We start from the raw sequence: 18,737 nt of genomic DNA, 5'->3' as shown, positions 1-18,737 counted from the left end.
TTCTAGTTATTCCGAACCGTAATGCGATCGCCGTCTTTCAAGTAAGGAACTCCTTTAACGGCCACTTCCTGCCCCACTTGTAAGCCCGAGAGAATTTCTACGCGATCGCCATCTAACAACTCTCCCATCTCAATCCGTTGAGCCTGCACCGTATTATCCCCTTGTAGGATAAACACCCGGCCGCTACCATCGGGTTGGGGTAACACCGCCCCCGAAGGAACTGTAATCCCTGCCGTCGAAGCTACGACAATCCTTCCTCGGAGGAACATCCCCGGTTTTAATCCTTCCGCACTGGGTAAGTCCACCCGAACCACCGCTTGGCGTGAATTTTCATTCACCGAAGGTTCAATTTCTCGCACCCGCCCCACTACATTAATTCCCGATTGATTCTCCGCCACAATTTCCACCGCTTGCCCCGGCTGAATTTGGGACAGTTGGGTTTCCGGCACCGTGAACTGTACCTCTAAGCGGCCATTTTCCACAATTTGGAACAATTCCTGAGACGACGAGGTTAAATTCCCCACACTGGCATGGCGGCGCAACACCTGACCACTCCGGGGAGCCACCACCCGGGTATTATTCAACTGAGCGCGAATCAATTGGACTTGTCCCTTAGCTTGGGCGAGTTGGGCTTCTGCTTGGGAAATCACCTCCGGCCGCGGCCCCCGACTGACTTCTTGTAAGCGGGCGTTGGCATCTTCCCGACTGGCTTGGGCTTGTTGAATATTGGTAAAAGCCACCTGTTTCTGATTGAGGAGTTCATCAAAACGATCTCGGGCGATCGCCCCCTCATCCACCAACTTCTGGTTACTCTCCACCCGCTTGGCAATCAAATCATAATTCGACTGGGCTTGAGCCACCCCCGCTTCCGCACTGCGCACCGCTTCCCGCGCCCGCGTCAGTTCCTCACTTCGCGCCCCCGCCCGCAACTCCGCCACCCTTGCCTCCGCCTGCGCCACGGAAGCCTGAGCCTGCGCCAGTTGTGCCTCCAGCACCGAACTTTCCAACACGGCCATCAATTGCCCCTGTTGAACCATACTGCCCTCATCCACCAACAGACGGCTAATTTTTAACCCCGTGGCCTCAGAAAACACCGGAATTAGTTCCTGCGCCCTCACGGTTCCCGTTGCCTCTAGAGTCCGTTCTACCGCCGTCCGTTCTACCAGCGCCGTCGTGATGGTTTGGCTTGAACCGTTTGGCTCTGTTTGGGGGGTTTCCTGCGCCGTTGCAGGCTCTTCCGCCTTCGGTACAATCACCTGCATCCCAAAGACAGCCAAGGACACCCCAATCCCAATCCCCAATAGTAAGGTTTTGCCCTGATATTTCCTGAAAGCACTGTTGCTTAAAGCACGGTCTAACCCACCCTTAAGGGTTGCAGAAGGATCAGAAGACGACTCCATAACCCCGGATTCTGGGTCTGGTTGACCTGTGATGTTCCTGTCTTGACTCACTGCTTTTCCTCAGTTAGTAAATTTGAACTTTATATTTTTGACTTATAAAGATTTGTGACTTTTTGTAATGTTTCTTCAATTGTAGCGGTAAATGCCCCGCCTTGACAAAATTAGAGCATTTGATCTACAAAAAACTCCAGAATCCCATAGGCTTCCCCTTTACATTGTTTCATTAGGAGTGACCCGGTACATCACCCAAAAGCATGAATTCCGATCTCAAATCTGCTTTTTTTTCAGAAAACAGTGGAGAGTCCATAATTTTCTGTTCAGATTACTAACGACCATTTTAGCCAGTTAGTTTAGAGTATTCCCTTCATGTTATGCTAGAGAATAAAGATCAATTAGCCTCGGTGTTCTAACAGCAATGACAGACTTTTCTAACCCTCCCTTTGTTTTACTAGCTTTTGGCTTATTTGCAGGGATTGTATGTGGTTTATCCTTTTTTCAAGGGTTAAAACAACTATTAAACAAATGGTCAAAAACTCGCTCATCCAAAGTTTTAGACCAACTGCGCGGTATCCCTCTTTTTTTGCCCTTTCTGGGCATTGTGGGAGGCGTTTGTCTCTTTCTGGCGACTAGCTTACAAGTGTTAGCGATTAGTCCTAAAATAGCCTATATTATCGCCACGCCCCTCAGTGTAGGGATGGGAATTTTAGTCTGGCTGCAATTAATGCGACAAGTTAATCAACTAGAGCGCAAAGGTAAATCTAGCTAAACATTTTATAAACTCCTCTAATTATGATTGATCAAAGTTGGTATCACAAAACCCAAAATGCTCCTACTTTCATTTCGGCAGGGGGTGTTGTTGTGCGTTGGGAAGGACAACAAGTTTATGTGGCATTAGTCCGGGGGGAAAAATATACCGAGTATATTTTACCCAAAGGGCATCTAGAAGCGGGAGAAACCCTAGAAGAAGCCGCCCGACGAGAAATTGAAGAAGAGGGGGGCTTTTCTCAATTGGAACTAATTACAAAATTAGGCATTCGAGAGCGGTTTAATTTTGCTAAAACCAATTGGAAAGTAACCCATTATTTTCTCTTTTCTACTGAACAAATTAATGTCAAGCCGACAGATCCTAATCGCTACTATGAAACCCATTGGTTCACTTTTGACCAGTTACCCCCTCTTTTTTGGCCAGAACAACAGGAATTAGTTCAATTAAGCCGATCTATTCTAAGGAATAGGGAATAGGTAATCGGGAATAGGTAATAATTTTTGATTTCTCGACTCCCGACTCCCCTGTTCCCTGTTTCCTTGACTTCAATTTTGGACACAACCGGATTTTCCCACCCTCCCCCTGTTCCCTGTTTCCTTGACTTCTAACTTTGGGTCTTAACTTGTCAACATTGATTAGTTGAACAATAATCAGTAGGGACAATCCACAAATTACCTCTAGGATAAACTATTTTTCATTCCTTTTAATCTAAATCAATAGAATGAGTTGCTTGGGCAAAAGTTTGCGAGTAATGGGGAAATTCTGTGTCCATTATCCAATCCCAGAAACGGAAATACACTCCATAATTATAGCGACCTCCGTAAAGATGATGAATATCATGGTGAGTTGTAGTATTAAACAGTACCCCCCCAAGCTTTAGCCAATTTTTAGGCATTGGTTCATAGCCTAAATGTCCAATAACATTGGCCAAGATAGAGAATCCCATCATCACAACAATCACCAACCAATGAACCGGAAAAATATGGCTAACAACCCCGAAAAATAGAGCATGAATTATGGCTTCAGTGCGGTTTAAAGAGTAACCCGAAAAAGGAGAAGCATCTACTGAAATGTGGTGTTTTTGGTGTAAATATCGGTACAGCCTTGGGTGGTGCATTAAACGATGAACCCAGTAGACATAGGTATCATGGAGAATAAGCAGAACGATCAAGCTCAAAATCCAGTATTGCCATCCCCATTTTGTGAAGTCAAAATACAGTTGATTGTGGGGAGTTAATTTTAAACAAGTTATTGCCCAAAAGAACGAGAAAATGCCATTGGATTGGAGCGAATTTAGCATTTCTTGTTTAATTTTTTGGTGGATCAAAAATTTATTTGATATCCGGGTTCGATGTTTTTTTAGCCAAAACTGAACAGTGAACAGACCTAAGAAAGCTAAGATAAAATATCCAAGGTTGGTCAAGGTAAAGAAAATGAAGTAAACCGAGATAAATAATCCGAAAACTTCCATGATTTAGCCTCAATTGAAATCTACAGTGAGATGGGTTGGTCAAGGATCAAGGCATCAGTAAGCCTACACAGATATTATGAAATATTCAGTCATTTAATATCCAAAAAACCGTCACATATCTCTTGACAAATATGATTCAGTAGGTTAATCATTAATTCAACACAAACTCTCTATATTGAGGCTTCAAACTTGTAGAGACTTTTTCCGGATGAATCACCCGGTAATCTAGCACACTCCAAGACATAAATGAAAGAGAATAGTGGTGACAGACAACGGAGACTTGATACCTACGCACTGTTTCAGGAGGTGGACTGTGGGGAATTTAGATAGGTTGACTGCTCACTAAGCCCTGAAAACCGTTACAATTGCTTACATGACCTTATTGATGTTTTTGAACTACACCATGTCAGTAACTTCTGTGCTTGGGGCGCTTTTACCCGCCCTTGACAGTCTCTTTTCGACCCAGGGTATTATGGTAATGCTCTTGGTTGCCTATGCAGGGGCTATGTGGATGTTCCTGTCGAGTGCGCCAAAAGTCCATACAATCATGGTGTCGGATTTGCAAATTGCGAAGGAATTTTACGAGGGGTTATTAAATTTACCTGTGGCTGATGTTCCCCTCCATTACTATTACAATTATGAGCAAAGTTTAGGCGCGGCTAGTTTAGATCCTCTTTATCTGTCTGCTACCCCTGCCCCGAGCGCTTTAAGCGGTACAATGGGGGGCAGTGAGGGTTTATGGTATCAACTGAAGAAAAACACGCAACTTCATGTGATTTCTGGGGCAACTTATGGCCATAAAAACCGTCAGCGTCATGTCTGTTTTGATCGAGACTGTTTAGAAACACTTCTTTTGCGGGTACAATCTCGACGTTTACGGTTTAAAGTTCGTAGTAAAAAGCCGATTAATTTCTTGGTGAAAGATATTGAGGAGCGAGTGATTGAAATGGCAGAAGTTGCCAATTAAATGGAGGGCAACTAAGCACTTTGAACTAGGTCACTTGAAAGAGTTTTGATTCAAGGTGCGATCGCACATCGGGGGAAAGGTCTATCGCCCGTGTCAACCCCTCCACCAGTAGGACTTGAGCCTCATAGAATTGTAACAAGGCTTGTCGCTGGCGATCGCCCAAAGGTTGCAATAATTGGCTGTATCCCTGCTGGGCTAAGACATTTTGGAGTTTTTCTAGCCAAATATTCCCCTCCGTCTCCCACCATTTTTTCAGTTGTTCCGTTTTCATCTCTAAACTCGGTAAGTCCAACAAGAGAGAATTTAAGCTGACCGCTAATTCTCCCTCTAAACTTAGTTCACAAAGTCCTTGCAAATCCCGCTTTAACATACTCTGTTGAACGCGCACATAAGACACTTTCCGAGAGGGGAGTTGTACCTGTAAATTTTCACCCCATTGGCTGGCTAACTCCCGCCCTTTTAACCAAGCTTCGGCTAAGTTTTTAACTCGTAATGGGGTGATCATGCGTTGAAAATCGAGCCAAAATAAAAGTTCCTGAACTAAGGCAGTTGCTAACGTTAATCCTTTTAAATTACGCTGTTGTAAACGAAGATTACGCGATAGTCCAAAACTTAATAATACTCCCTGAACGAAAATAAAATTGCTTTGCTCTTGACAACGTTTTGCTTGTTGTTGCACCCAAGTTAAAAATAAAACACATTCTACATCTTGGGCAATATCTTCCTGACTCTTCTCCTGAATTACTGTGAATAAGGTTTCACTCTTGGGCAATAAGGAAAAAGTTATTAAAATAATATTGTGCCAATTGGGATCATAAAGATGATTAACCAAGGTTTGAAAAACGGACGTTTTGGGATGATGGGCAATCCAATGACTCGCTAAATATTCTTGAAACGTAAGATGAGAAAAGGAATAGATTTCCCGTGCTTGTTCTACTAAAATTCCATGTTGGCTTTCAATTGTCTTCAGAATTTTTATAACATACTGTTCTAGTTCATTCCTATTTTTTTGACTTTTTTGGTAATTAATTAAGTAATGAATGATATACTTTTGAAGGTGGTGCTGATCGACAAAGTATTGGTCTTTTTTTATCATAACATAAGCTAAGTAGCTTAATAAGTTTATTTTTTCTGCGACGGAAAAATTGCATTGTTCACTATCTCTTTGGATACCTCTCGTCATATCCCAACGAGTGAGCAAGATATCTAGACTCTGTTGGTAAAGTTTGAGTAAATTATGAGGAAAGTCGGCTTTTTGTTGAAAAACAAGGCAACTTAAGTTAAGTAAAATCGGTGTTTTAATGAGTTCTCGAATTGAGCGATTTTTAGGCTTTTGAATTTGTTTTAAAAACTGTTGACTTAAAATTTCACTGCTATAATCCTTTTGATTAAGGAGAGAATGATGGTTCAAAAGCTGAAAAAACTTAGGAACAAAGCTGGAGATTTGCTGGTCGCTAAAGTCTGCTATTTCAATTTCTGTAAAGTTTGGTAAGTGGTATTGATAGGCGGCAGGTCGGCAAGTGATTAAACAGGTAATATTATGATATTTTTCCAAGAAACGCTGTAGTTTTTGCAGCAGTAATAGTTTAGATTTTGCCGGAACTTCATCAAGTCCATCCAGCAATAAAAGCACTCTACCTTGTAATAAAAGGTGTTCAAGTTGTGCTAAATTATCAGCCGGAGAATAGCTAAATAAATCATTTAAGAAGTTACTTGAGTTAAGTTTAAGGTTATCTTCCGGTAGGTTTTTCAGTCGGATAAAAATAGGCAATAAATCTCTTCGCCAACTCCCTTGATTACACTGAATCGCTAAAGCTTGTAAAAGGGTCGTTTTTCCGGCACCCGGTTGACCTAAAATGACAAGATGTTTGTATTTTTCTAAAATTGTAGTAACGGGAATTCGTTGTTGGGCAATTTTCGTCAATCTTGAACGATTATACTCACTAGCACTGGGAAAATCAGAGATTTCTAACCAGCGTTGATGGGGAATTTCTGGCAAAATATTCACATCTACATAAATATCTTCCAGTTCAATGGGTCGAGTTACATCTAACATCTGGACAAAACCACATTGATGTTCTAGAGTGCTGGCTTGACTCTGACGCAAATCCTCGACCCAAAAATCTAGATCCGGATGGTCTGTATCTGGAGTTAAATCGTCTTCAGGGGAAAGGGCAATTTCTTCAGGGTTTAAGTCGAGGGCGAAACAGATTTCTATAAAAACATGGCGGTAAATCGGTTTACCGGAAAAGAATTTCCAAATGGATTGACGAGTTTGCAGACCCACTTCGGCCGCTAAATATTCTTGCGTCCATCCTTTGCGTTTAAAGGCTTTTTTTGCTTTTTCAACCCCAGTGGGAGAGGCTATGAGCGATCGCTTCACCATGCCCTATTTCTCTGGATTCCCTATGGCTCTTGCGGTTCTAGGACAAGTTTAGCCATAAAGAAACCGTCCATATCCTCTTTCGTCGGTAGGATTTTAACCCATCCGGCGGGATTTTGCACAGGAAAGTCGGGGGGAGGGGGTTGTAGGTACCATTGGGGATGAGTGGCCAAAAAGTCCTGAATCACTCCCTCATTTTCTTGGGGGTTGAGGGTACAGGTAGAATAAACCAGACACCCCCCCGGTTTAACCCAAGTAGCGGTATGATTTAAAAGTTCCCGTTGCAGTTGCACTAATTCAGCGAGATTTTCCCGAGTTTGTCGCCACCGAATATCAGGATGACGGTGGAGAGTGCCTAAACCGGAACAAGGGGCATCAAGGAGAACGCGATCGCCTTGACCGATAAATTGCTTAAATTCCCGACTATCCCCCCCACAGGTCTGGATGCTGTGCAGTTTGAGCCGTTGTTGATTACCTCTGATATGATTCAGGCGTTTGAGGGCGCGATCGCAAGCCCAAATTTCCCCTTGATCCCCCATTAACTCCGCGATATGGGTCGTTTTCCCACCGGGGGCAGCACAGGCATCAATCACCACCTCCCCCGCTTGAGGAGCCAGCAAGTGGGCGACTAACTGGGCGCTTCCATCCTGCACCGTCCACCACCCCTCCTGATACCCCGGTAACAGCGCAACGGGGCCAGTTTTACCCTCCACTCGTAACCCTTGGGGTAAATGAGGGAGGGGATAAACGTTCAAGGATTGGGCGTTTAAAGCCTCTTGGACGGCTTCCCGAGTCGTTTGTAAAGGGTTGATGCGTAAATCTAAGAAAGGGGTGTTATTGAACCAAATACAGAGTTTTTCGGTTTCCTCCTCGCCCCACTCCTCCCACCACAACTGAAGGATCCAATCAGGGAAACTGTGCAACAAACCCAAACGCGAGATGGGATCTGAAGGTAACACAAGGGGATCCCCGTCTTGGGCGAATCGTTCATACTGGCGTAAAATGCCGTTGACTACCCCCGAGAGGTGTTTAAATCCGTTAGTTTTAGCTAACTCTACAGTCGTGTTAACGGCGGCCGAGGGGGGAATATGATCTAGATAGCGCAGTTGATAGAGTCCAATATGGAGGATCAGGCGTAAATCGGGGGGTTGTTGTCGGGCTTTTTTTTTGCCCAGTTGATCAATCAGGGCATCGAGAGAGCGCTGTCGTCGGACTATACCATACACTAACTCAGTAAATAAGCCCCGATCTTGGGGATTTAAGCTTTTTTGGTGCCGTAGGGTACGATCTAAGACTACATCGGTATAGGCGGATTGGCGGTCAATTTGTTTTAAGGCCAGAAAGGCGAGTTGGCGGGCGTTCATAGGAGTTAGGGAACGGGGGAACGGGGGGCAGGGGAGAGGGGGAGCGGGGGAGCAGCAATAGGCAATAATTCTTAATGTCCCGATTTCCGATTCCCGACTCTTACCTCTTGCCTCTTGCCTATTCTTGCCTCTCCCCTGTTCCCTAGTCGAGAGTTTACTCTGGTTTGAGGAAATAGATTCCTCCCGAAACGAGAGTGAGGAGGACAGCAGACCAAAAGGCAATGATGGCGACGAGAGGCCAAGGAGGGGGGAGGGGAGAGATCAACAGGGCAATGGCGATGATTTGGGTGACGGTTTTGAGTTTGCCCCAAAAGTTCGCCCCTGTGATTGTGGTTTGATTGACGCGCCATCCTGCGATCGCCAATTCTCGCCCCAAAATCAGAAATACCCCCCACGCGGGAATCACCCCCCAGGCAATCATGGCTAATAACGGCGCTAACACTAATAACTTATCCACGAGGGGATCTAAAAATTTCCCCAAATCTGTCACCTGATTCAGACGACGGGCTAAATACCCATCCAGCCAATCGGTTCCGGCCGCAATCAGGAAGACCATCAAGGCCAGCCAACGGTTTTGGGGGGTGGGATCTGCTAAACAATAGAGGAGAATTGGCACGCCCAACAAGCGGGAAACTGTAATCCAAGTAGGTAAATTCATGAGTCAAGATGGGTCAAGCGTTGACACTCCCCGGTTGTCCATAAAACTTACGACGCTTAAGATCAGGACAGATAAAGCTTGTGTTAATCTCAGTGTATCATTGTCCTTTTTTCTCGCCCGTCCAATCCTGGACGAGCGCCAACATGAAGCGAACCGTTTCCATTCCCGTCAACCTACCCCGTGAGCGGTTTTTGCTCCTCATGGGCTTTTGTGCTGACATTTTTAATCAGCACGTTGACTGGGCATTAATGGGGACGGTGGAACAGGCAGCGGTCAATCTGCCAGATGTGACAGCCCTTGTGGGTTAGTTACAAGCCCCATCCCGCAAGTGGAGTGGGGCAGTTGACAAAATCATAGCCTTTTCTAGTGCGATTCAGTCTTAAGCTTTTTCCTAGAAGGTATCCCAACCGTGAAAAAGGTCAGATTTAACAAAAATGTTGCGGAATTCCCCTTCCTCGCTTGCAGGGAGGGGATGGATAGCAACCCAGTAATATACTGAGCGACAGCGAATCCTTAGATAAAATCCTTAGATAATCGGTTATACTGTTATCGGCAACACTGGTTCTCGATAATGTATAAGGCTTACAAGTATCGTATCTATCCTACTGACGAGCAAAAAGTATCCCTGGCTAAGGCGTTCGGATGCTGTCGTTGGTATTGGAATTTGGCGTTAGACTTGTGCCAAAAAACCTATATCGAGACGGGGAAAGGATTGTCTCGTGGATACATTCAAAGCCTGTTACCTAAACTAAAAAAGGAATATCCTTGGCTAACAGATGCCTACTCCCAATCCTTACAAGTGGTTGCACTTAATCTTTCTACTGCCTACAAAAACGTTTTTGAGAAACGGGCGCAGTCACCCCGTTTCAAGTCAAAGCATGGTCGGCAGTCTTTAAGTTATCCTGCTAACGTTACAAAACATTAAAAATGAAGCCTTGCGGATATTGTCGTTGGGAACCAGCGATACGGCCTGGGGAGGGAACGTAAGACAACCTGGCAAGATTTCGGTTTTGCTAGATGCTTTTCCCATTGAATCAGGAAGCCCTATCCTCGCGCCTAGGCAGGGTGGGGTAGTTCACTAAGTTGACCTCCGTTGGATCTTGATTGTTTACCGTTACAAGCGTATGACCACCCAAACCCCCGGCCGACAGATCCCCAAGTTGCAAGTTTATTCGTTCTTGGCGCGTTTAGCATTTCCTCGGAGTTATTTAGGGAAAATTCTCATCGTGGCCTTTATTGGGACTCATATTCCTCTATTGACCTTGTTTTTTTATGCCATCGCCTCAGCCCAGATTGACCTTGAGATCAAAGTACGGATTCTCGGGGTTGCCTTAATTGCCACCTTAATCGGCACCGGGATCACCCTATTAACCTTACAACAATTACTCGCCCCCATTCGGGCTACCTTCCTCAGTCTCCGTCATTATCTCGAAAAAAGTGTTCTTCCCAACTTACCCACCCAGTTTAAGGACGAGGTGGGGATTTTGATGAGCGACACCATGTATGCGATCGCCAAACTCGATCAGTCCATCCACCAACTCAAAAACTATGATGCTCTAACCGCCCTCCCCAACCGGGATTTCCTCCAATATCGTCTAGAAGAAGCGATCGCCCTAGCTCAACCACACACCCTTCTCGCCGTGATTCTACTGGATATTAACGATTTTTCCAGCGTTAACAACAGCCTCGGTCAAGACAAAGGCGACTGGTTACTCCGACAAATTGCCCGTCGTTTAGATCAAGGCCATTCCTGTCATCTCATGGCACGAGTCGGCAGCGATGAATTCGGTTTTCTCTACAGTCAGATTCAAGGCCTAGAACAAGTCATCCAGCATACTCAAACCCTGATCAACCTCTTAGCAGAACCCTTTATCCTAGAAGGGGAAAAACTCTATGCCACTGCCAGTGTAGGCATCGCCATCTATCCCAGTGACGGAGAACAGTCAGAGGAACTGCTCACCCATGCCGACACCGCCCTCCGTTCCGCCAAAACCGCAGGAGTCGGAAACTATCATTTTTATTCCTCCGCAATGACCGAAAAATTGCGCCGTCGTTTAACCTTAGAACGGGATTTACGCCGTGCTTTAGAACGAGAAGAACTCGAACTCTTCTATCAGCCCCAAATTGACTATCACACCGACGGAGGCGACTGTATGGGAGCGGAAGTCTTGCTCCGTTGGCGACATCCCCAAGAGGGTTTTATTTCCCCGGGTGAATTTATCCCGGTGGCGGAGATGAGTGGTTTAATTATCCCCATTGGCGAATGGGTCTTACAAAAAGCCTGTCAGCAAAACCACCTCTGGCAAATGGGGGGATTACACGGTTTACGAGTGGCCGTGAACTTATCCGCCCTACAATTCCAACAGCCCAATCTGTTGGAATTAGTGGCCACTACCCTAGAAAATACCCATCATGATCCCAATCTCCTGGAGTTAGAAATTACCGAGGGCTTATTGATGAATGATGTTCAAAGTGCCATTAAAATCCTGCAAGGTATTCGTGATTTAGGCGTAACGGTAGCCCTTGATGATTTCGGCACCGGTTATTCTTCCTTAAGTTACCTCAAACGCTTTCCCCTAAACTTTCTTAAAATCGATCAGTCCTTTGTCCGAGGAATCCCCCAAGATAGCAACGACACCGCCATTGTTCGTTCGGTCATCGCCTTAGCCCAGAGTTTACAATTGGATGTCATTGCCGAAGGGGTGGAAACCTCAGAACAAGCTACCTTTTTACACCATTTAGGCTGTCATAAATTCCAAGGCTATTATTTCGGTCGTCCCATGCCTGCGGTAGAGTTTACCCGTTTTTGGGAGGCACGGCCCTATGGGAACCATTGAGGCTGAAAACCAACAAAGGGCAATTCTTCCAATTGAGGAGAAGTCCTTTGACCTTGCTCCGGTAAGGAACGAGGGGGAATTAATAACCAAATTTCCCCATCGAGTAACGCCTCTCCGGAACTGGTTTTTAAGAAACTTTCTTGCTCATTCGTGGGATCTGTGCGGATTTGGTCAAACAGTAACCCTAAGCCATCAGGAGCTAAACTGATGTTGATGTCTTGATATTTCGGTAAGGTAATTAAGGGAGCGACCTTTTTCTCTCCGACATCGACCATGGCAATGTAAGGCTGTTCTATATATTCCGTATCCTCCACCAAATTGGTCATTAGGCAAAACATTTGTTCACCTTTCGCCTGAAATTGACAGTCGAGAATAGAGCCTTGGGTATCAAAGATTTTTTCTTGAACGCCCTGATTGTTGACCAAATAAAGAGAGCGGGTATAGAGCAAATCAGGGTTATTTTTATTAAAATCCACCATCGCGGCAGATCGACCATCAGGAGAGAACCCTAGCACCATACCAAATTGAGCTAAAAAGTCTAGGGGTTGGGCGGCCGGTTCTAAGGACAGAATAGCAATTCCTTCTCCTTGGGTGCTGGCGATGGTTTCATTATCTGGGGCAATCATAAACACCCCACCCGGTTCATTTTTCAAGGGTTTAGGTCGTTGGCCGTCTTGTATAACCCACAAGCCAAAATCGGCGGGATCTTGTTTGTTCACTCGTTGCACGACGAGCAGTTCCCCGTCTTCGGAAAGGTCAAATTTGAGGTTGTTGTAGCCTTCGTTGTCTAGAATTAACTCAATTTTGCCAATGTCTTTTCCAGTTTGAAAACCCGATTTTTCCCGGGTGAGTCCAGTATTCACGCGGTAGATTTGTTGATCGAGAATTCCCTCTCCGGTGCTATTGCGTTCTACGGCACTAAAAACAATCTGGGCGCGATCGCGGTCAATTCTAAATTCGGTTACAACCAACTGTTCTGGCGTGATAATCCGCCTTTCTTGACTGGTGAAATCAAAAACGACCAAACGCCCCCGTTCGGCCCCTTCTAGACCAATATAAGCAAAAGCCCGGTCGGGGGTGCGGAATTCGGTTTGATAGGGTTGAATGGCCGCCCCCTGTTCCTGCTGATTGGTAAAGCGTTCGTGGGCGTTTTCCAGTTCAAAACGGTATCTTGTCCCGTAGGGTGCAGGAAAATCCAAGGTATAGGCCATCCGTCGTCCAGCCCAACTGGTTTTTCCGGGCAGGGGGTTTTGAACATCAGGTTGATCGGGAATAGTTATCTTGATGTTTTCTTCAACACTACTTTGATCCATCGGGCGATTAAAGCCCAAAATAAAGGCTTGATCTCGGTAGTCAATCACGCGGTTTTCCCAGGTGAACTGATTCACACGAGGGCCGGTGTGAAAGAGGCAGCGATCGCCTGTACAAAAACTACCGCCTAAAATTAACAGCCCAATCACCACAGAAAACAGGGTCATTAAACCCAAGGAAATGCGGTCAATGGGATAAAGGACGGGATAACGATTAGGAATAGTCATAGATTGACTCCTCAGAACTCGTAAGGATTGCTAGGGGTGGGAATTTGTTGAGTATTTTTAGCGGCAATGACCAGTTGACGCTGTTCGCCAAAGGTTTCGGTGGTCATTTCCCCTTGGATTTCTAACCAGATATCTTGTTCATAGCGTGGGGTACCCGGGGGGAGTTTGACGGGTAAACCGACGGGGTAGGCATCCACGGCGCAGCAGGTGATCACAAAACGCGAGATTAAAATATACTCCTCACTCAGGGTGGGGGAATGAACCACAAATCCGGTTACATTGGCGGGTTGTCCTCGGTAAGCATCGGGTTCAGGATAGGCGTTAAAGGTGCGCACCCAATCTAAGAGGGAGCGTTCTTCGGGTTTAATGGCACTGTAAAAGGTTTGGGCTTCGGTGCGGGTGTAGGGCAGGGTTTCACTTAATCCTCGTTGTAAGGCGGTGTCACTGGCGAGGATTTTGGGAGGAATGATAAAACCCGACAGGGCGACAATTAAGAGCAAACTGGTTGCGACACCGGGGGGAAAGAGGGTTAGATGTTGGGTTTCGGCGGCCGTGAGGGGGGGTATTTTCCCCTGTTTTTCTGAGACTTGGTTCCAAGTATTGACCCCCGCGATGACGACTAGGACGATACCTGCGGCTAAAACCAACGCAAAATAGTTAGGGTGAATGAGCAGTTGTAGGCGCCCAATGACAAAATACTTGAGGAAGAGTACCCCCCAGGCGAGCATGGTCAAGATATCTAACCAGGGGACAACGTTTAGATAAATCTTGCCCAGCGGGGAGATGTATTGACTCCAGAGGGGATGGGAACGCCATTGGCGGCGAGCGCGTTTAAAGGCCTTCATGAGTGTTAGAAGAAGTAACTATAAGACAAGGTAAGGATGAGGGTGAGTTGAGCGGCGATCGCAAATAAATAAAGAATCACCTTGGGTTTAAAAATCGAGATCATCAAGCCAATGGCTTTAATGTCAATCATGGGGCCAAAGACCAAAAAGGCCAGGAGGGAGCCTGTGGTAAAAGTGGAGGCAAACGCTAAAACAAAGAAAGCGTCAACGGTGGAACAGATGGACACCAAGGCCGCTAATAACATCATGGCCAAAATTGAAGTCACCGTCCCTTGACCTAAACTCAGCACCAACTCCCGAGGTGCTAACACTTGAATGGCGGCGGCTGTGGCACTGCCCAATACCAACATCGCCCCGAGTTCCCGCATTTCTTGGACAATATTATTTAAAAACAGGCGGACTCTGTGGCGAGAAAAGCGTTGAAAGGCTTTCTGATAGGGCAAAGCCACGGCTCCGGTGGCCGCATCATCCAAACGCACAGGCGCTGATCCCTCACCTAATAAAAACGTCCCAGATTGTAATAACGTCGGTAGGGGTTCCGGTTTCGTCCAGAGTGCTGAATGGCTTGAGGCTTGATTCGCCCGTTGATTCATCACCCGCTTGGCTAAATCCGGCTGCATGAGGGGCCAAGGATCTTTCTGGAAACTAAACACACAGCCCACAATGGTGGCAATAATCAACGAGAAGAGAATCCGCCAAAATACCATCCCCGGCTGATGGGGAAATGCCGCCCAAGTAGACCACATCACAATGGGGTTAATGGTGGGAGCGGCGAGTAAAAAACCAATGGCCACTGAAGTAGGCGCCCCTTGAGTTAAAAGACGACGAGCGACGGGGACATTCCCACATTCGCAGACGGGAAACAGAAACCCGGCACAACTGCCAAATAAAGCCCCTAATAAGGGATTGCGGGGCATTTTCGCCACTAACTGGCGTTCATCAACGAAAAAAAGCAAAGCACTGGAGAGAAGAACGCCTAACAGCAGAAACGGTAACGCTTCTACCAATAAGCTCATAAAGAGCGTGAACGCATTGTACAGTTGAGTCATGAGTTTTGTGAGGAAACGACAGGGATCACGGCTATCTAGTCGAGTTTAACGAACTATGGGTTGAGTTCTGCCTATAATACCTTACGAAAATAGCACGGGAGTCTGAAAGCCCCGTCAATTTATTGCGGGGATGAAAGACGACACGAGCGGCTTTAGCCGCCTTCCTTGCGTCAGATATGCTACCCTAAACCCATGATTGTACTAGAGTTCAAGGCACGGGTAAAACCCGCCCAAGCTGCCGCCATTAACGAGGCGATACGGACGGCTCAGTTTGTCCGTAACAAGGCCGTGCGCCATTGGATGGACAACCGGGGAGTGGGTAAATGTGACCTTCTTGAATGTGAAAGGGTTGGTCAAGAACCGGAAACTAGCTAAGTCCATTAGTGACGCGGGATGGTCAATATTTCGCTGTTGGTTGGAGTATTTTGGTAGAAAATATGGGAAGGTAACGATTGCCGTTCCTCCCCAATATACGAGCCAAAATTGCTCAAACTGCGGCAAACGAGTCCAGAAGGCACTCTCCGTCAGAACTCATCACTGTCCCCATTGCGGCTATGAGGCTGACCGAGATGTAAATGCTGCCATCAACATCCTGCGCCTTGGACTAACTACCGTGGGACACACGGGAAGTTATAGGCTTGGGGAGATTGGGCCTCTGGTTGGGTTGGAGAAATCCTGCTCAGTTAAGTCCGGTCGATGAACCAAGAATCCCCGTCGCGTGATTCGCGGGGAGTGTCAACGAAAGATTTTGGGGGTTCACCGGAAAACGGCTCATCAGCTTTGACCGATCCGAACGCTTCAGGAGATTTAGCCTCTACTTTTGCTGGACATCCACTGTCAAGGCAAGCTAAGTCTATGAATGAAGAATCCCCATCCCTTTCGGACCCGGGAGTGTCAACCTGTGCAGACCATCTTAGGGGGTTGACGCGGGGAATAGGGCGAAAAGATGATATTGATGCTGCCTTTGGACAATGATATTTTCCGGTAGTGTGTTCTCAAGACCTTATAACTCTTTATGGTTTCTCCCACTCCCCCCGCCCAAGTCGCCTATCTTTTGGTCTTTCATGGCAGTCGTGATCCTCGGCCACAACAGGCTTGTGAGCAACTGGCGGAATACTTTCGCCAGGCCTTACAGGAAACGGCTCCCCCACCGCCCCCTCTCCCCCCACAGCCCCCTCTCGTCGCCACAGCGGCCTTAGAATTATCTCCCCTCTCTCTCTCCCAAAAGATTTTAAAGGTTGCCCAATTGGCGCAAAAACAGTCCATTGGCTGCCTAAAAATTCTCCCCCTGTTTCTGCTCCCGGGGGTTCATGTTCGTGAAGATATTCCGGCAGAAATTGAACAGGCAAAACAACACCTGAATTCGGATTTTCAGATCCGACAATCCTCCCATTTAGGGGATCAAAAGGCTTTATTGTCTCTCCTCCAGCAAGCCTTTGCTCCCTTTCCTGTGGGGGGTCGCATTTTATTATCCCACGGGAGCCGTCGTCCCTTGGCGAATCAACCGATTGCCCAACTGGCTCAAGATCTGCAAGCTTTACCAGCTTATTGGTCTGTTGCCCCCCATTTAGCAGAAACTGTCGCCCAACTGGTTCACCAAAACCCCCCGAGTTTAACGATTTTGCCTTACTTTTTGTTCTCGGGGGGAATTACCGATGCGATCGCCCAACAAGTCCACCAACTCCAAGCCCAATACCCCCATCTTCCTTTCCAGTTAGGACAACCTCTAGGCCCATCTCCAGAACTAGCACAAATTATCTTGGGGCTGGCAAACGAAACGGATTTATCTTCCGTTGAGGAGAAGAATAGGATTAGAGATATCCATTGAGTTGACCCCAGCATGATTGTATCTAACCTTTCAACCCTTGCCACGTTAGAGCCGAAATTACGAGCTTTGCTCCCCGCCCAGTTATATGTGGGAATCTGGGTGAATCCTCAAAATGAGCTTTTATTAGAGGTGGTCGGACATCTGCAAACCTTGCGCTATCTCCTCTCCGATAGTGTGCCGCGTCAAGTGGTCAGTAACCCCCCCCTACCGGGGAAACTCCGCTACCACTGGGAAGAAGGAACCCTCTTATTCACCGATTTAGCCGGGTTTACTCCCTTAATGGAAGCCAATACTGCCCAAGGGAGTGAAGGGGCGAAGGAGTTACTGAGCATCTTAAGTGGTTATTTTGCGGCGATGATTGATGTGGTCGTCAAATCAGGAGGGGATTTGCTGGAGTTTACGGGGGATGCGCTGTTAGTCCAGTTTCCCCAGGAAAGCGACAATGGGGATGTGGGTCGGGCAATTCGGGCGGGTTTGCGGATGCAACGGGCTATGGGGGATTTTGCCCATATCCAAACGGCTCAAGGGCGGTTATCTTTAGCCATGCGGGTGGGGATTCATCGAGGGCGGTTTTTAGCGGTGGATTTGGGGACTCCTTCCCGCATGATGCGGGTGTTGTTGGGGGAAACGGTCAAACGGGCGAAACAGGCCGAAGGGGCGGGTCAGGTGGGGGCGGTGTGTTTAACGGAGGAGGTGATTCAACTTCTGGGGGGCGTGTTTGCTGTAGAACCGGGAAAACTGGGGTATGGGTTGGTGGTGGATAATTTAAGCGATCGCCGTTTGGGGGAATATGACATTACTTTAAACAAGCGGCGACGGGTTTCTAGTGCGCTTTGGTTTGATCGCAGCGATCGCGCCCTCCTCGATAAAATTGAAAGTTTAGTCCAAGAATTAGAACCCCTGGCCAGTTATCTCCCCCAAGCGGTTCTTAAATTAGTGGTCGAAAATGCCGCCCAGCGTTCCATCCCCCCCACGTTCAGCCCCTGCGTCGTGATGTTTGTCAATTTAAGCGGCTTATCGGAGTTTATTGACCAAGTACAACCGGAACAAGAGGCGGCGGTGGTGGCACAATGTAACTATCTTTTCTCGGTGATTAATGGCATGGTAACGGCGGTGGGAGGGGTGATGAAAAACCCCACCTATCACCTAGAAGGTTCGGTGGTAGTCATTTATTGGGGGGGCATTGATACCCACACCGATGATGCGAGTCGTGCGGCTCGTGTCGCCTTAGAATTGCGGGAGGTGGTGCAACAGTCTTGGTTAAATCAAATGGCCAAGGGTGCGATCGCCTGTCAAATCGGCATCGCTCAAGGGGTCGTCTTTGCGGCCGAAGTGGGAGAACCAAGAGGCCGTCGAGAATTCAACGTTTTAGGCGACGTAGTGAACACCGCCGCCCGTTTAATGACCAAAGCCCAGCCCGGGCAAATCCTATTCACTCAAACTCTCTACGAGTCCCTGCGCCAACAATCCACCACCTCTACTCAATCCTTTCGTTATGAATTTATGGGCGAAATTCCCTTAAAAGGTAAACGCCAACTGTTCCCCGTGTATGAACTCCAGTCAACTACTCCGCCCAAAGGGGATGGATCTTCCCAACTCAACGGCCATTAGGGCTTGCTGAACATCCAACG

Annotated in this window: 16 protein-coding genes and 2 pseudogenes; 10 read left to right on the top strand and 8 right to left on the bottom strand. The window is 47.0% G+C overall.

Annotation, left to right across the window (positions count from 1 at the left end; all coding sequences use genetic code 11):
• Window positions 1-2: 2 nt before the first annotated feature.
• Window positions 3-1,451 (bottom strand): efflux RND transporter periplasmic adaptor subunit, encoded by a 1,449-nt coding sequence (locus tag SPI9445_RS0119620; RefSeq protein ID WP_017306489.1) that lies wholly within the window; start codon window positions 1,449-1,451, stop codon window positions 3-5.
• Window positions 1,452-1,815: 364 nt separating this feature from the next.
• On the opposite strand from SPI9445_RS0119620, the gene SPI9445_RS0119615 reads away from it, so the two are divergent.
• Window positions 1,816-2,166 (top strand): hypothetical protein, encoded by a 351-nt coding sequence (locus SPI9445_RS0119615; protein WP_017306488.1) that lies wholly within the window; start codon window positions 1,816-1,818, stop codon window positions 2,164-2,166.
• 23 nt (window positions 2,167-2,189) lie between these two features.
• Window positions 2,190-2,642 (top strand): NUDIX domain-containing protein, encoded by a 453-nt coding sequence (locus tag SPI9445_RS0119610; protein ID WP_017306487.1) that lies wholly within the window; start codon window positions 2,190-2,192, stop codon window positions 2,640-2,642.
• Window positions 2,643-2,869: 227 nt separating this feature from the next.
• Here the strand turns inward: SPI9445_RS0119610 and SPI9445_RS26255 are convergent, their stop codons facing one another.
• Window positions 2,870-3,637, bottom strand: coding sequence for a sterol desaturase family protein (locus SPI9445_RS26255; RefSeq protein WP_017306486.1), 768 nt, complete (start codon window positions 3,635-3,637; stop codon window positions 2,870-2,872).
• Between the two features lie 373 nt (window positions 3,638-4,010).
• Here SPI9445_RS26255 and SPI9445_RS0119600 point away from each other — a divergent pair, with 373 nt between their 5' ends.
• Entirely contained in the window at window positions 4,011-4,604 is a 594-nt protein-coding gene (locus tag SPI9445_RS0119600) for a hypothetical protein (RefSeq protein WP_017306485.1), read from the top strand.
• A gap of 25 nt (window positions 4,605-4,629) precedes the next feature.
• On the opposite strand, the gene SPI9445_RS26250 is transcribed toward SPI9445_RS0119600, so the two are convergent.
• The 3 genes from SPI9445_RS26250 to pgsA all read right to left on the bottom strand — a co-directional run bounded on the left by SPI9445_RS26250 (window position 4,630) and on the right by pgsA (window position 9,009).
• On the bottom strand, window positions 4,630-6,990 hold the full coding sequence (locus SPI9445_RS26250) for an NACHT domain-containing protein (protein ID WP_017306484.1): 2,361 nt from the start codon (window positions 6,988-6,990) through the stop codon (window positions 4,630-4,632).
• A 20-nt stretch (window positions 6,991-7,010) separates the two neighbouring features.
• Window positions 7,011-8,351, bottom strand: coding sequence for a 16S rRNA (cytosine(967)-C(5))-methyltransferase (locus tag SPI9445_RS0119590; RefSeq protein ID WP_017306483.1), 1,341 nt, complete (start codon window positions 8,349-8,351; stop codon window positions 7,011-7,013).
• 154 nt (window positions 8,352-8,505) lie between these two features.
• Window positions 8,506-9,009 (bottom strand): CDP-diacylglycerol--glycerol-3-phosphate 3-phosphatidyltransferase, encoded by a 504-nt coding sequence (gene pgsA, locus SPI9445_RS0119585; RefSeq protein WP_017306482.1) that lies wholly within the window; start codon window positions 9,007-9,009, stop codon window positions 8,506-8,508.
• Window positions 9,010-9,152: 143 nt separating this feature from the next.
• Between pgsA and SPI9445_RS30935 the strand changes: the two genes are divergently transcribed.
• From SPI9445_RS30935 to SPI9445_RS0119575, 3 genes and pseudogenes are all read left to right on the top strand, one after another.
• Window positions 9,153-9,317 (top strand): hypothetical protein, encoded by a 165-nt coding sequence (locus tag SPI9445_RS30935; protein ID WP_017306481.1) that lies wholly within the window; start codon window positions 9,153-9,155, stop codon window positions 9,315-9,317.
• A gap of 263 nt (window positions 9,318-9,580) precedes the next feature.
• Window positions 9,581-9,922, top strand: a pseudogene (locus SPI9445_RS28885) (RNA-guided endonuclease InsQ/TnpB family protein); the annotation flags it as partial.
• A gap of 187 nt (window positions 9,923-10,109) precedes the next feature.
• On the top strand, window positions 10,110-11,846 hold the full coding sequence (locus SPI9445_RS0119575; RefSeq protein ID WP_237747989.1) for a putative bifunctional diguanylate cyclase/phosphodiesterase: 1,737 nt from the start codon (window positions 10,110-10,112) through the stop codon (window positions 11,844-11,846).
• On the opposite strand, the gene SPI9445_RS0119570 is transcribed toward SPI9445_RS0119575, so the two are convergent.
• Genes SPI9445_RS0119570 through SPI9445_RS0119560 form a run of 3 tightly spaced genes read right to left on the bottom strand, consistent with a single transcriptional unit; the run spans window position 11,831 to window position 15,278 of the window.
• On the bottom strand, window positions 11,831-13,384 hold the full coding sequence (locus tag SPI9445_RS0119570; protein WP_017306479.1) for an Ig-like domain-containing domain: 1,554 nt from the start codon (window positions 13,382-13,384) through the stop codon (window positions 11,831-11,833). The two genes, SPI9445_RS0119575 and SPI9445_RS0119570, sit on opposite strands and share 16 nt — an antisense overlap.
• Window positions 13,385-13,395: 11 nt before the next feature.
• On the bottom strand, window positions 13,396-14,229 hold the full coding sequence (locus SPI9445_RS0119565) for a TIGR03943 family putative permease subunit (protein WP_017306478.1): 834 nt from the start codon (window positions 14,227-14,229) through the stop codon (window positions 13,396-13,398).
• Window positions 14,230-14,234: 5 nt separating this feature from the next.
• Window positions 14,235-15,278, bottom strand: coding sequence for a permease (locus SPI9445_RS0119560; protein ID WP_026079948.1), 1,044 nt, complete (start codon window positions 15,276-15,278; stop codon window positions 14,235-14,237).
• Window positions 15,279-15,470: 192 nt separating this feature from the next.
• Between SPI9445_RS0119560 and SPI9445_RS26245 the strand changes: the two genes are divergently transcribed.
• From SPI9445_RS26245 to SPI9445_RS0119545, 4 genes and pseudogenes are all read left to right on the top strand, one after another.
• The gene (locus SPI9445_RS26245) at window positions 15,471-15,653 is read left to right on the top strand and encodes a hypothetical protein (protein ID WP_017306476.1); all 183 of its coding nucleotides are present in this window, start codon (window positions 15,471-15,473) and stop codon (window positions 15,651-15,653) included.
• Window positions 15,613-15,978, top strand: a pseudogene (locus tag SPI9445_RS26240) (RNA-guided endonuclease InsQ/TnpB family protein); the annotation flags it as partial. The gene SPI9445_RS26245 and the pseudogene SPI9445_RS26240, both read left to right, overlap by 41 nt.
• Window positions 15,979-16,293: 315 nt before the next feature.
• Window positions 16,294-17,106, top strand: a complete 813-nt coding sequence (locus SPI9445_RS26235) for a sirohydrochlorin chelatase (protein ID WP_017306475.1) — start codon at window positions 16,294-16,296, stop codon at window positions 17,104-17,106.
• A 12-nt stretch (window positions 17,107-17,118) separates the two neighbouring features.
• A complete protein-coding gene (locus SPI9445_RS0119545; RefSeq protein WP_017306474.1) occupies window positions 17,119-18,717 on the top strand; it encodes an adenylate/guanylate cyclase domain-containing protein in 1,599 nt (532 codons plus the stop codon).
• The last annotated feature ends 20 nt before the right edge of the window (window positions 18,718-18,737 follow it).

Origin of the sequence: Spirulina subsalsa PCC 9445, from assembly GCF_000314005.1 — a bacterium.
GTDB classification, from domain to species: domain Bacteria; phylum Cyanobacteriota; class Cyanobacteriia; order Cyanobacteriales; family Spirulinaceae; genus Spirulina_A; species Spirulina_A subsalsa.
This window is presented reverse-complemented; position numbering and strand designations above follow the sequence as displayed.

Excerpts from the sequence above, each read along its gene's own strand:
- SPI9445_RS26245 (WP_017306476.1), top strand. The coding sequence starts at position 15,471 with ATGATTGTACTAGAGTTCAAGGCACGGGTAAAACCCGCCCAAGCTGCC.
- SPI9445_RS0119545 (WP_017306474.1), top strand. The coding sequence starts at position 17,119 with ATGATTGTATCTAACCTTTCAACCCTTGCCACGTTAGAGCCGAAATTA.
- SPI9445_RS0119570 (WP_017306479.1), bottom strand. The coding sequence starts at position 13,384 with ATGACTATTCCTAATCGTTATCCCGTCCTTTATCCCATTGACCGCATT.
- SPI9445_RS26255 (WP_017306486.1), bottom strand. The coding sequence starts at position 3,637 with ATGGAAGTTTTCGGATTATTTATCTCGGTTTACTTCATTTTCTTTACC.
- SPI9445_RS0119565 (WP_017306478.1), bottom strand. The coding sequence starts at position 14,229 with ATGAAGGCCTTTAAACGCGCTCGCCGCCAATGGCGTTCCCATCCCCTC.
- SPI9445_RS30935 (WP_017306481.1), top strand. The coding sequence starts at position 9,153 with ATGAAGCGAACCGTTTCCATTCCCGTCAACCTACCCCGTGAGCGGTTT.
- SPI9445_RS26250 (WP_017306484.1), bottom strand. The coding sequence starts at position 6,990 with ATGGTGAAGCGATCGCTCATAGCCTCTCCCACTGGGGTTGAAAAAGCA.
- SPI9445_RS0119560 (WP_026079948.1), bottom strand. The coding sequence starts at position 15,278 with ATGACTCAACTGTACAATGCGTTCACGCTCTTTATGAGCTTATTGGTA.
- SPI9445_RS26235 (WP_017306475.1), top strand. The coding sequence starts at position 16,294 with ATGGTTTCTCCCACTCCCCCCGCCCAAGTCGCCTATCTTTTGGTCTTT.
- SPI9445_RS0119610 (WP_017306487.1), top strand. The coding sequence starts at position 2,190 with ATGATTGATCAAAGTTGGTATCACAAAACCCAAAATGCTCCTACTTTC.
- SPI9445_RS0119590 (WP_017306483.1), bottom strand. The coding sequence starts at position 8,351 with ATGAACGCCCGCCAACTCGCCTTTCTGGCCTTAAAACAAATTGACCGC.
- SPI9445_RS0119615 (WP_017306488.1), top strand. The coding sequence starts at position 1,816 with ATGACAGACTTTTCTAACCCTCCCTTTGTTTTACTAGCTTTTGGCTTA.
- pgsA (WP_017306482.1), bottom strand. The coding sequence starts at position 9,009 with ATGAATTTACCTACTTGGATTACAGTTTCCCGCTTGTTGGGCGTGCCA.
- SPI9445_RS0119600 (WP_017306485.1), top strand. The coding sequence starts at position 4,011 with ATGACCTTATTGATGTTTTTGAACTACACCATGTCAGTAACTTCTGTG.